Origin of the sequence: Microbacterium aurantiacum (assembly GCF_021654035.1) — a bacterium.
GTDB classification, from domain to species: Bacteria; Actinomycetota; Actinomycetes; order Actinomycetales; family Microbacteriaceae; genus Microbacterium; species Microbacterium aurantiacum.
Genome location: NZ_JAJPDW010000002.1, coordinates 85759 through 98218, shown reverse-complemented (window position 1 = coordinate 98218; position 12460 = coordinate 85759). Strand labels below are relative to the sequence as shown.

Below are 12460 nucleotides of genomic sequence, written 5' to 3'. Positions count from 1 at the left end.
GACCTCTCAGCGCTTGCCGGCGAGCTGTCGCCCGACGATCTCGCGCATGATCTCGTTCGTGCCCCCGTAGATGCGGTGGACGCGGGCGTCGAGGAAGGCGCGCGCGATCGGGTACTCCATGATGTAGCCGTAGCCGCCGTGGAGCTGGACGCACGCGTCGAGCACGTCCCACTCGCGCTCGGTCGCCCAGAACTTGACCTTCGCCGCCTCTTCGGCCGACAGCTTGCCGTCGCGGTACGCCAGGAGCGCGCGGTCGAGGTACGCCCACAGGGCGTCTACGGTGGTGGCGATGTCGGCCAGGGCGAAGCGGGAGTTCTGGAAGTCGATGATGCGCTGACCGAACGCCTCGCGCTCCTTCGTGTACGTGAGGGTCCAGTCGAGCCCCGCCTGCGCGGCGGCCGCGGCGGCGACGCCGATCGAGAGACGCTCCAGCGGCAGGTTCATCATGAGCTGCACGAACCCCTGACCCTCGCGCCCGCCGATGAGGTTCGCGTCGGGAACGAAGACGTCGCTGAAGCTGAGCTCCGCGGTGTCGTGCCCCTGGAAGCCCATCTTGTGGAGCTTCTTGCCGTGGTCGAAGCCCTCCGACGCCGTTTCGATGATGAGGAGGCTGAACGCGTCGGGGCGGTCGCCCTCGCCGGTCTTGACGAACGTGACGACGATGTCGGCGGTGGCGCCCGAGGAGATGAAGGTCTTCGCGCCGTTGACGATGTAGCCGCCGTCGACCTTCTTCGCGGTCGTCTTGATGCCGCGCAGGTCGCTCCCGGCGCCCGGCTCGGTCATCGCGAGCGCGCCGATGACCTCGCCCGTCGCCATGCGCGGAAGCCAGGTCTGCTTCTGCTCGTCGGTGCCCATGTGCACGAGGTAGGGGACGGCGAGGTCGTCCTGGATCCCGAAGGCCCCCGCGAGGCTCCCCGCACCCGCCGCGATGATCTCCTCGTTCACGACCGCGCGGAAGCGGTAGTCCTGCAGCATGCCCGCGCCGCCGAACTCCTCGGGGACAGAGAGCCCGATGAGACCGGACTCGCCCGCCGCGCGCATCGTGTCGCGATCGACCTCGCCGTCGGCATCCCACCGGGCGATGTCGGCGAGCGTGACGTACCGCTTGACGAACTCCTTCACGACGTCGCGGAACGCCTCGTGATCCTCGTCGTAGATGTCGCGCTCCATGGCGTGGTCCTCTCGTCCTCGAGCAAACGGATGCCGTGAAATCGCATCCCGGATGCCAGGGTACTCAGTTCCACCGACATCCGTGACTGCGAATCAGCCGATGTAGTCCGGAGCGGGCTGAAGGCCGAAGAACTCCTCGAGCGATTCCCACCCGCCGTCGTGATACTCCTGGGCGAGCGCGGGCCCGATGTAGCGCAGATGCCACGCCTCCGGAACGTAGCCCGTCACGTCCGTCATGCCTTCGCCGTACCGGACGACCCAGCCGTAGCGCCAGGCGTTGCCGTGCACCCATCGCCCCTGCGGCGTCGCCGCGAGGTCGTCGAGCGTGCCGCATCCGCCGTCGCACGCGACGACATCGGCGGCGAACCCCGATTGATGCTCGCTGAACCCCGGGCGGGCGCTCACCAGGTCGGCGCCCTCGACCCCGCGGCCGGCGACGTGGCTGCGGTAGGTGTCCGTCTGCGTCTCGTACGAGCGGAAGCCGCTGGCGAGGGCGATCTCGCCCACCCCGGCGTCGCGGGCGTCGGCGGCCATGGTCGCCAGCGCCGTCGCGGACTTCTCGTGCAGCGCACCACCGCTGAGCGAACGCACCCCGTCGGGCAGCGCGAGGGCCGTCGGCCGGAACGACATCGGCGCGTAGGGGCGGACCTTGTTCACGACCATCCAGGTGCGCGCCGGGTCGTCGAGGCTCACGCACGGCGCCCGGTCCTCCGTCACCGCGACCCGGAACGGCTCGGCGCCACCGAAGCCCGCGATGACCGCCTCGTCGTCTCCGGCGCCCAGCGCAGCGACGACCTCGGGCAGCGCGCACGGGTCGACCGCCGCGGCGAGCGCCGTCTGTTCGGGGACCGGAAGGGCCGCGATCGGCCCGGCGAACGCGGGCACCTCCGCCACCGAGAGCGCCGCGAACTCCACGACCTCGGCGGTCGAGCCTTCCGTCGTCGCCGGAGCCGGAGCCGGAGCCGTGAGGCTGGTCAGCGTCGCCGACGCCCCCACGAGGAGGGCCGCGACGGCCAGCACGGCCGCGCCCACACCGATCCGCGCGCCACGCGGCGCACCGGCGTGGCGGGCGGCGGGTTCGGGGGATCCGGCCTGGAGCACGTCGGCCATTGTGCCCTGCCCACGGGGTCTCGCACGACCCGGGACCCGATCTCATCGCGACTGTTCTAATTCGAATCGCACCCCCTTGACTTAACGTCGAATTTTTGTTCCCCTGAGACTATGCGATGGCAGGGACAGCGATTGGGCGAGACGGATGCCGGGGCCCTCCCCGGCATGGAGCATCTGGGCGGGTTCGTGCAATCCGTCACGACACCCGAGTTCGCCGGCGTGGTCTTCCACGAGGTGCTCGCCAAGAGCGCCTTGAACCACGTGCCGACGGCATCCGGGGTCCCGTTCGATTGGACCGTCAACCCGTACCGCGGGTGCAGCCATGCCTGCACCTACTGCTTCGCCCGGGGAACGCACGAGTATCTCGAGCTCGACGCCGGCCACGACTTCGACAGTCAGATCGTCGTGAAGGTCAACGTCGCCGAGGTGCTGCGGCGCGAGCTCGCGCGCCCGACGTGGCTGCACGACCCGGTGATGCTCGGGACGAACACGGATCCCTACCAGCGGGCAGAGGGACGGTACCGCCTGATGCCGGGGATCGTCTCCGCCCTGACCGACGCGGGCACGCCCTTCTCGATCCTGACGAAAGGGACGCTGCTCCGCCGCGATCTTCCGCTCCTCGTCGATGCCGCACGCGAGGTTCCCGTGACGATCGCCCTGTCGATCGCCGTCTTCGACGACGTTCTGCAACGGGCGATCGAGCCCGGGACGCCGTCCACCGCGGCGCGGCTCGACACCGTGCGCGCTGCCGCCGAGACAGGCTTCCGGGTGACGGTCTTCCTGATGCCGATCCTGCCGCACCTGACCGACTCGATCCCGGCGCTCGACGACGCGCTCCGCCGCATCGCCGACGCCGGCGCCACACGGGTGGTCTTCGGCGCCTTGCACCTTCGTCCGGGCGCGAAGGAGTGGTTCCTGCGATGGCTCGAGCGCGAGCATCCGGAACTGGTGTCGTCGTACCGCGGCCTCTACCCGGGCGCGGCGGCGTACGCGTCGAAGGCGTACCGCACCTGGCTCGCCAAACGGGTCCGACCGCTCTTACGCCGACATGGCCTCGGCGGACAGGCGGAGGACGACAGCCCTCGCGGCGAAAGGATGCCGGGGCTCGCGCAGCGGCGCTCGACCGCCGCGACGGTGGTCACCACCGCGCGGGGCCGCGCCGCGGCATCCGCCCCGGCCATGCTCTTCTGACTCAGGCGTCGACGTTCGATGCCTGACGGCCCGAGAGCTCCTCCAGCAGATCGTCGCCGGGCCGCGCGTCCTCGAAGGGCGCGTCGATCTCGGCGCGGTCCAGGAGTTCGCTCATGCGGCGGCGGCGCTGACGGGTGATCAGCGTCACGACCGTACCGGCGCGACCAGCACGTCCGGTGCGACCCGAGCGGTGGAGGTAGGTCTTGTACTCGTCGGGCGCATCGGCCTGCACCACGAGGTCGATGTCGTCGACGTGGATGCCGCGGGCGGCGACATCCGTCGCGACGAGCACCTGGACGCGACCGGACGTGAGGCGCTCGAGGTTGCGGGTGCGCTTGGCCTGGTTGAGATCGCCGTGCAGCGCGAGGGCGCGGATCCCGGCATCGTCGAATTGCTCGGCGAGCGTCTCGGCGTAGGCGCGCGTGCGGGCGAAGACCAATGTCTTGCCTTCCCGCTCGACCAAGGACGCGAGGATGTCGGCCTTGTCGCGGTGATCGATCACCAGGACGCGGTGGTCGATCGTGCCGGAGTCCTGGTCCTCACCGGCGACCTCGTAGACGGCCGGCTCGACGAGGAACTCGTCCACGAGCGCGGCGACCTCGCGGTCGAGCGTTGCGGAGAAGAGGAGCTTCTGGGATCCGTCCGCGGTGTGGCGGAGGATCCGCTGCACCGGCTCGAGGAACCCGAGTTCGCACATGTGGTCGGCCTCATCGAGGACCGCGATCTCGATGTCGGACAGGTCGAGCTTGCCCTGCTCGACGAGGTCCTCGATGCGGCCGGGGGTGCCGATGATGATGTCGACGCCCTTCTTCAGCGCACCGACCTGGCGCCCCTGGGGCACACCGCCGTAGATCTGCGTGGTGAAGAGGCCGACACTGCGCGCGATGGGCTGGATGGTGCGATCGATCTGCAGCGCCAGCTCACGGGTCGGCGCGAGGATCAGGGCGCGCGGGTTGCGGCCGAAAGCCCGGCGCTTGCCGGCCTGCGAGCGGAGGATGCTCTCGACGAGCGGCGCCCCGAACGCGATGGTCTTTCCGGAGCCGGTGCGGCCGCGGGCGAGCACATCGGTGCCGGCGAGGATCGGACCGATCGTGGCGGCCTGGATCGGGAAGGGCGACGCCGCGCCGAGGTCCGCGAGAACCCGCACGATGTTGTCGCCGAGACCGAGATCGGAGAAGGTCGCCCCCTCGACGATGGTGGCCTGGACGGCCTGCGCCTGGAGGCGATCGTGGACGACGTCGACGCGGTCATCCTGAGCGCGCGTGCGCACCGGGCGGGTCGACTGGTCGCGACGGGGACGCTCGTTGTCGAACGACTTCCGCGGACGGTCATTATCGAAGGAGCGACGGGGACGGTCGCTGTCGAACGAACGACGGGGACGGTCGCTGTCGAACGAACGACGCGGACGATCGTTGTCGAACGACTTCCGAGGACGATCGCTGTCGAAAGACTTCCGGGGACGGTCGCCCTCGAAGGAACGGCGCGGACGGTCCTCGTCGAACGAACGGCGCGGACGGTCGTTATCGAACGACTTGCGCGGACGGTCGTCATCGAACGAGCGACGCGGACGGTCATCGCGCGTCGACGGGCGCGCGTCGCCGAACGTGCGGCGGTCGTCGCGCGGCACCCGGTCCATCCGGTCCGTGCGGCCGCGCTCGGGGCGGGCGTCGGCCGGACGGCGTCCGGCACGATCCGCGCTCCCCTGCGTACGGATGCCGCGCGCTTCGTCGCGGCCGACCTTCTCCTGCGCGCTCCACCGACGCTTGGGGGCGGCGTCCTCGGTCTCGGGGCGGTATCCGCGGTGTCCGGGGCTGCGGCTGCCGGCGGGAGCGCCGGAGCGGCCGGGAGCGGACGACTCGGTGCGGCGCTTGCGATCCTGGTAGGACCCCTGCGAACGCTCGCCGTAGCGGGGCTCGAAGTTCTTGGCGGGGCGGCCGCCGGCGGGCTTCTTGTTCTTGGGCATGGTTGTTCCTTCGGTTCTCGCACGAGAACAGCGCCGCGCCCGACGACATCTCAGCCGGATCGCGGTCAAACCCGGGCGCTCGTGGGCCGGGGGCCATTCATGTGATGGTTCATGCGCGCCGATCGACGCTCACCATCGGCCCCAGGGACTCACAGAACTCGGAGCGCAGTACGCGCTTGTCCAGAGCCGACCGCACGAGCCTAGTCCACGCGCCTGAGAGGCCCATCCACGGATCGGAACCGTCAACGGAGGCGAAGATTCTCGCAGCTCGCAACATCGATGACACATACGCGCGCCAGAATGAACCCATGCCCGCGGACGCACGCACTCTTGGCGCTCACTGCGGTGCGCCGTCAAGGCGGCGGGGCACCATTTGGGAGAATGCGACAGCAGCGCGGTACTCTATACCACTTGAAGAGTGCCGGATGACGGAGGCGAGCGGAACAGCCGCCGGAGACGCGCTTCGCGGACGTGCCGATAGGGGGACGCGGCGCTCCTCGATCCCCCTGGCCGCTGACTCACGGTGAGCGAAGTGCACACGACGACCCAATCCGATGCTCCGCTCGAGACGCTCCCCCCTGTGGGTGCGCCCGGACGGATGCCGCGTCGATCCGTCGTCGCCGGCGCACCGATCAACCTCTCGCAGCGCATCTCCACCCTCGCCATCGCCGTCCTCGTGGCCGGTGTCGCACTGGCGATCCTGACCACCCGCGACCACCTGTGGTGGCAGCTGCACTTCTCGCAGCTCGGCACCTTCGGCGACTTCTCCAGCTCCTCCTTCAACGGGGCGGTCATCATCGCCGGAGCCCTCCTCGTGCTCTACGCGGTCTTCCTCGCCGCCGACCTCTCCCACGTCATGACCGTCCGCTCGTCACGGGGTCTCCGCTGGGCCATCGCGTCGGCGGGCCTGCACCTGACGGTCGTCGGTCTCATCCCGATCCCCGTCAGCATGGACATGCACGACCGCGCGGCGGCGGGTCTCGCCCTGTCGTTCCTCGCGATGTTCGCGTTCGCGCTCGGTCTTCGGAAGGTGAGCCTCCGCTTCCGGCTCGGCACCGCGGTCGGCGTGCTGATCATCGCTTCGGGAATGGTCCTGCTGATCCTTCAGGTCATCACCCTCGCCGCGTACGAGGCCATGGCCTTCGGCATCGTCGGTGCCTGGCTTCCGGCGTTGAACCGTGTCGTGCGCGGATGGATGCCGCACGCGAACCACAGCACGCCCGGCCGGCGCACGTCGCGTGTCGTCCCGGGCGCCGAGCCGTCGCGTCGGGCACCCCACCGACCCACCCGCTGCCGTGTGCGCCGCCCGCGGAACCGCGCCTCCATGCCGAACACGCCGCGCACCATCAGCGCCGCCCGGTCGCCCCGGGGCTCTACCCGCCCGACGGCCCCGGCCCGCGCAACGATGAGCGGAGCGCCTCGCCGCACCCGCGCTCGCGCGACGGGGATGACGACCGCCGGTCGCGACCGCAGCCACAGACCCTCGGCGTCGCGCCGACCCTGACGCGACGCCGACCCGGCCCGGTCCCCCGGTAGGTCAGTCCTGCCGCTGCCCATTCCGGTCGTCCTGGTCGTCCTGGTCGTTCTGGTCGCCCCGGTCGTCCTGGTGGTCGTGGTCGTCCTCGACCTCCGGGGCGTGGACGCCTCCCGTGAGGGCATCCTCGGCAGCGGCCTCGGCGGCTCCCGCCGGGGGCTCGGCATCCGTGGACGGCACCTCGACGTCCGGCGACTCCTCGATCACCGGATCGACCGCCGCGAGCGCGGACAGCGAGCCGGGGCCCTCGTCGACCGGGGACTCGAGCGCTCCACCGCTTTCGGCATCCTCGGCGGCGGCCTCGGCGGCTCCCGCCGGGGGCTCGGCATCCGTGGACGGCACCTCGACGTCCGGCGCCTCCTCGATGACCGGAACGGCGACGGTGGCCAGCGCGGTCGCGGTACCCGCCACCACCGGGACACCCGCCGTGTCGGCGACCCCGCGCTCGCGCGCGCGCAACTCGCGGCGGCTCATCGGAGCGACCGGCGCCTCGCTCGCATCCGCAGCGTCACCCTCGGCATCCGTGGAGGAGTCCGCACCGGCCGCGCGTCGCGCGAGACGACGCTCCTTGGCTCCCTCGACGAGGTTGTAGAGGGCCGGCAGTACGAGCAGCGTCAGCAGCGTGGAGGAGATGAGACCACCGATCACGACGATCGCGAGCGGCTGCGAGATGAACCCACCACTGCCGGTGATTCCGAGACCGAGCGGGGTCAGGGCGAGGATCGTCGCGAGCGCGGTCATGAGGATCGGGCGGAGTCGACGCACCGCACCGGCGACCGTCGCCTCGTACGCCGACAGCCCCTTCTCCCGGTACTGGTTGACGAGGTCGATGAGGACGATCGCGTTCGTCACCACGATGCCGATCAGCATCAGGACGCCGATGAGCGACGCGACGCCGAGCGGGATGCCGGTGATGACCTGCAGGATGATCGCTCCGGTCGCCGCGAACGGCACCGAGATCAGCAGCAGCAGCGGCTGGCGGAGCGACTTGAACGTCGCGACCATGACGACGTAGACGATGAGGATCGCCGCGAGCAGCGCGAGGCCGAGCTGAGTGAACGCCTCGTTCTGGTCGGACACCACGCCCCCGAGGGTCGCGTCGGCCGCCGACGGCAGGTCGGCGCCCTCCAGGGCCTCGGTCACCGACTGCGTCGCCTGAGCGAGGTTGTCGGTCGCCGGGGTCACCGTCACGGTCGAGGTGCGGACGCCGCGCTCGGTGGTGATCGAGGTCGGCCCCTGGCTCTCCTCCACCGTCGCGACGTCGGACAGCGGCAGCGGTCCCTGCGCGGTGAAGACCTCGAGGTCGCGGAGCTCGTCGATCGTCGTCGGCGGGTCGACGACCGCGAGGTAGACGGTCAGTCCCGCATCGTCGATCTCGACGCTGCCGATGCGCTGCGGCTGCATCGTGTTGGAGACCAGAGCGCCGACGGCCACCTCGGAGAGTCCGAGCTCGGCGGCGCGCTCCCGATCGACGACGACCGAGATGAACGGAAGGGATGCCGAGAGGTTGCTCGTGACCTGGCTGACGTCGTCGAGCCCGTCCAGGCTCGCGACGACCGCGTCGGTCGCCTCCTGCAGGGTGGTCGCGTCGGGAGCGGTGACGTCGATCTCGATGTCGGTCGATCCGAACCCGCCGTTGCCGCCCGCGATCGTCACGTCGCCGACGTCGTCGAGCCCGTCGATCGCACGCTGGACCTCTTCACGGAGCGCGACCTGGTCGACGCCCGTCTCGGTGGTGATCGAGTAGGTGACGCCGCTGCCCCCGCCGGCGAAGGCGTCACGCAGCGCGTTGCCGCTCGACCCGATCGACACCTGGACGGTCTCGATGCCCTCGATGTCGAGGATCGCGGCCTCGACGGGCTCGGCGGCCGCCGCCTCGGCCTCGAGGCTCGGGGCCTCGCCGATGGACTGGGTCATGGTGAACGTGTTCTGCCCCGAGTCTCCGAGGAAGTTGGTCTTCATCAGCGGCGCGAGGGCGACCGTGCCGGCCAGGACCAGGATCGCGATGCCGAGCGTGGCGAACGAGTGCCGGAGCGTCCAGCGCAGGACCGGGGCGTAGCCCTTCTGCAGACGATCCATCGGTGCCGTGGGGTTCTCGGGGTCGATCTCGCGACCCTGCGCGTCGAGCAGCGGCTTCCCCGGCTTCAGGAACCAGTACGCCAGCACCGGCACGATGGTGAGCGCCACGACGAGGGAGGCCAGCAGCGCGAGGCTCGCCGTCAGCGCGAACGGACGGAAGAGTTCGCCCGTGACGTCGCCGACGAAGGCGATCGGCAGGAAGACGGCGACGGTGGTGATGGTCGACGACGTGATCGCCGAGGCGACTTCGCGGACGGCGCGGACGATGCTCGGGAGCTTGGGGGCGTTTCCGACGTAGTGGCGGCGGATGTTCTCGATGACGACGATCGAGTCGTCCACAACCCGGCCGATCGAGATCGTGATCGCGCCGAGGGTCAGGATGTTCAGGGAGTATCCGAACGCCTGCAGGCCGATGAAGGTGACCAGGAGGCTCGTGGGGATCGAGATCGCCGTCACGAGCGTCGCACGCACCGACAGGAGGAAGACGAGGATCACCAGGACCGCGAAGAGCAGACCGAATCCTCCCTCGACCGCGAGGGTCTCGATCGACTTCTCGATATACGGGGCCTGGTCGAAGATGACGGAGAGCTCCACGCCCGACAGCTGATCCTCGAGCCCGGGGAGTGCGGCGACCACCGCCTGCGACACCTCGACGGTGTTCGCGGCGGGGAGCTTGGTGATGGCGATGGTCAGGGCCGGGTCGCCGTTCACCCGCGAGACCGTGGTGACCGGGTCCCGCTCCTGCACGACATCCGCGACGTCGCCGATCGTCTGCGGCCCCGCCTGGAACTGCGCCTCGTCGCTCGGGACCAGGGGAAGGTTCGCGACCTCCTCGAGGGACGTGATCTTCGATCCCGTCTGCACGGTGAGGGTCTGGGAATCCTCGGTGATCTCGCCGCCGGGGAACAGCACGCCGTTCTGCTCCAGCGCGTCGGTGATGGCCTGCTGGCTGAAGCCGGCCGCGGCGAGGGCTTCGGCATCCGGGGTGATGGTGATCCGCTGCCCCACGCCACCGACGACCTGCGCGGCGTTGACGCCGTCGATGTCCTCGAGCTCGGGGATGACCGTCGAATCGAGGGTGGACTGGATGGTCTCCTCGTCGTCGTAGCCGGTGACGGCGAGCTGGATGACGGGGAAGTCGTCGATGCTCGCGGAGATGACGTTCGGTTCGACGCCGTCCGGCAGCCCGCCCGGGATGCGGTTGATCGCCTGGGTGATCTTCTGCTCGGCCGTGCCGAGATCGGTGCCGTAGGTGAACGAGGCCTGGACGATCGAGGCGTTGGTCGTGCTCGTCGCCGTCGTCGACTCCAGGCCCGGGACCGCCTGGATCGCCGATTCGATCGGCGACGAGACGTCGTTGCTCACGACCTCGGGCGAAGCGCCCGGGTAGGTCGAGACGACGATGAGGGCGGGGAACTCGATCGAGGGGATGAGCTCCTGCTTCAGGGAGTTCAGCGCGATGCCACCGAAGATGGCGACGACGATCGTGACCAGGGCGATGAGCGCCCGGTTCTTGAGGCTGAGGACGGCGAGGTTCGACACGGGAGCCTTCGGGTACGTGTGCGGGTGGTGCGGGGGCGTTTCGATACGCGGATGTATCGAGGGTTCAGTATCCCACGGCGATTCCGGCACCGAGGGCGATTCCGCCCAGGGCGAGCGCGACGGAGAGGACGAGCGTCCCGAGCAGGTTCCCGGCGGTGACGACGAACTCCCGACGTTCGGCGGCGAGCACCGACTCGACCGCCACCGTGCTGAAGGTCGTGTACCCGCCGAGGAGGCCCACGCCGAGCACGAGGAGAAGATCGGGGGGCACGATCGCGGCGCCGAGGCCCGTGAGGAGACCCAGGAGGAACGATCCCGTCGCATTGACGACGAGGATGCCGACAGGGAACTCCGTGCGCGTGCGCGTCGTGATCAGCCGGTCGAGGACGTAGCGTGCGCCCGCGCCGAGTCCTCCGGCGAGGGCGGCGAGGAGGATGAGCCCGAGGTTCACCGCGCATCCTCCGGATCCTCGAGCTCGCCCGGCACGTCGGCGATGCGACGCCCGATGACGAGGCCGACGAACGCGGCGAGGATTCCCCCGAGGACGGATGCCGCGATCAGCAGCGCCGCGGGACCGAGCGCTCCGGGATCCGCGCCGATGAAGGCGGCGGAGGCCACCGCGAACGCGCTGTAGGTCGTGAACCCGCCCATCACGCCGGTGCCGAGGAACGCGCGGGCCTGCGGATGCCGGTCATCGAGCCAGCCCACGACGACGCCGAGGAGGAGGGACCCGGCGATGTTGACCGCAAGCGTCGCCCACGGCAGGGATCGGGCGTCGACCGGAACGAGGAGCATCTCGCGTGCCAGCACGCCGACCGCGCCGCCCGCGATCACGAGACCGAGGGTGCGCACGCTGACGACGGAGCTCACGCGCCCACGTTAGCCCCGCCCCGTCACCGCCCCGGACGCAGCAACGCCCGGATCGCGGACTCCGGCGAGACGGATGTGTCCAGCAGGTGCCCGTCCTTGTACCGCGACCACACCCGCGGGTCGATGTAGGAACTCCGCGCGACCGCGGGCGTGTTCCCGAGGGCGGTCGCGGTCGCCTTCACCGCGAGCACTTCGGCACGCTTGCGCTCGCGGGCGGTGGAGACCTCGCCGATGCGCGCGAGCGCGTCGGCCGCGAGGATCGTGCCGCGGAGAGTCCGGAAGTCCTTCGCCGTGAACGGTCCGCCGGTGAGGGTCCGGACGTAGGCGTTCACCTCGGTCGGCGTCACCGGCACCCGCCGCCGCCCGCGCTCCCATGCGAGCAGTGGGGACGACGGGCGACCCGCCGCCATCAGCGCCACGGCGAGCGCGAGGTCAGCGTCGTCGATCTCGATGTTCTGGCGCTGGCCGCTCTTCCCCGGAAAGCGCAGCGCGACGAGCGTCGCCTCGACCGCGGCGTCCCGACGCTGCAGGGTGGTGAGGCCGCGACTGCCGTGCTTGGTGAAGTACCGCGTGGATCCGATGCGCAGCGCCCCCTGATCGAGGAGGCGGAAGGATGCCGCGAGCACGCGTTCCCGGTCCAGCGCGTCCCGGCGGAGCGACGCGGTGACCCGCGCCCGCGCGCGGGGAAGCGTCTCGGCGAGCGCGAGGGCACGCGTGAACTTGCCCTTGTCACGGCCGGCGGTCCAGTCCGGGTGGTAGATGTATTGGCGCCGCCCGGCATCGTCGGTGCCGACCACCTGGATGTGGCCCCGAGCCTCGCAGCAGATCCACACTTCCTGCCAGGCCGGCGGGATCACGAGGGTCTGCAGACGGGCGCGGTCCCGCTCCGGGACGGCTTTCCCCGAGGCGTCGACGAACCGAAATCCTTCGCCGGCCTTCATGCGGCGGTATCCGGGATCGTCGAACGGACGCACCCGGACGAGCTTCGGCATCCGGATCCC

General features: G+C 70.4%; 9 protein-coding genes. 2 read left to right on the top strand and 7 right to left on the bottom strand.

Translation table 11 applies throughout. From position 1 onward, the window contains the following. Window positions 1-6: 6 nt before the first annotated feature. Window positions 7-1170 (bottom strand): acyl-CoA dehydrogenase family protein, encoded by a 1164-nt coding sequence (locus LTL01_RS05930; RefSeq protein ID WP_053546568.1) that lies wholly within the window; start codon window positions 1168-1170, stop codon window positions 7-9. 93 nt (window positions 1171-1263) lie between these two features. After that, window positions 1264-2280, bottom strand: a complete 1017-nt coding sequence (locus tag LTL01_RS05925) for a M15 family metallopeptidase (protein ID WP_236967800.1) — start codon at window positions 2278-2280, stop codon at window positions 1264-1266. Between the two features lie 111 nt (window positions 2281-2391). Between LTL01_RS05925 and LTL01_RS05920 the strand changes: the two genes are divergently transcribed. After that, window positions 2392-3471, top strand: a complete 1080-nt coding sequence (locus tag LTL01_RS05920) for an Rv2578c family radical SAM protein (RefSeq protein WP_053546570.1) — start codon at window positions 2392-2394, stop codon at window positions 3469-3471. Window position 3472: 1 nt separating this feature from the next. On the opposite strand, the gene LTL01_RS05915 is transcribed toward LTL01_RS05920, so the two are convergent. Further along, on the bottom strand, window positions 3473-5434 hold the full coding sequence (locus LTL01_RS05915) for a DEAD/DEAH box helicase (RefSeq protein WP_236967799.1): 1962 nt from the start codon (window positions 5432-5434) through the stop codon (window positions 3473-3475). A gap of 532 nt (window positions 5435-5966) precedes the next feature. Here LTL01_RS05915 and LTL01_RS05910 point away from each other — a divergent pair. Beyond that, window positions 5967-6938 carry a DUF998 domain-containing protein gene (locus tag LTL01_RS05910; protein ID WP_236967798.1) on the top strand — a complete coding sequence of 324 codons (972 nt, stop codon included), beginning with the start codon at window positions 5967-5969 and terminating at the stop codon, window positions 6936-6938. Window positions 6939-6971: 33 nt separating this feature from the next. Here LTL01_RS05910 and LTL01_RS05905 read toward each other — a convergent pair whose 3' ends face one another. The 4 genes from LTL01_RS05905 to LTL01_RS05890 form a co-directional block, all read right to left on the bottom strand. After that, on the bottom strand, window positions 6972-10589 hold the full coding sequence (locus LTL01_RS05905) for an efflux RND transporter permease subunit (RefSeq protein ID WP_236967797.1): 3618 nt from the start codon (window positions 10587-10589) through the stop codon (window positions 6972-6974). Window positions 10590-10653: 64 nt separating this feature from the next. Beyond that, window positions 10654-11040, bottom strand: coding sequence for a fluoride efflux transporter FluC (locus tag LTL01_RS05900; protein ID WP_236967796.1), 387 nt, complete (start codon window positions 11038-11040; stop codon window positions 10654-10656). Beyond that, entirely contained in the window at window positions 11037-11459 is a 423-nt protein-coding gene (locus LTL01_RS05895; RefSeq protein ID WP_231717884.1) for a fluoride efflux transporter FluC, read from the bottom strand. The genes LTL01_RS05900 and LTL01_RS05895 overlap by 4 nt, the downstream gene beginning before the upstream one ends. Before the next feature lie 23 nt (window positions 11460-11482). Then, window positions 11483-12451 (bottom strand): DNA topoisomerase IB, encoded by a 969-nt coding sequence (locus tag LTL01_RS05890; protein WP_236967794.1) that lies wholly within the window; start codon window positions 12449-12451, stop codon window positions 11483-11485. Between the last annotated feature and the right edge of the window lie 9 nt (window positions 12452-12460).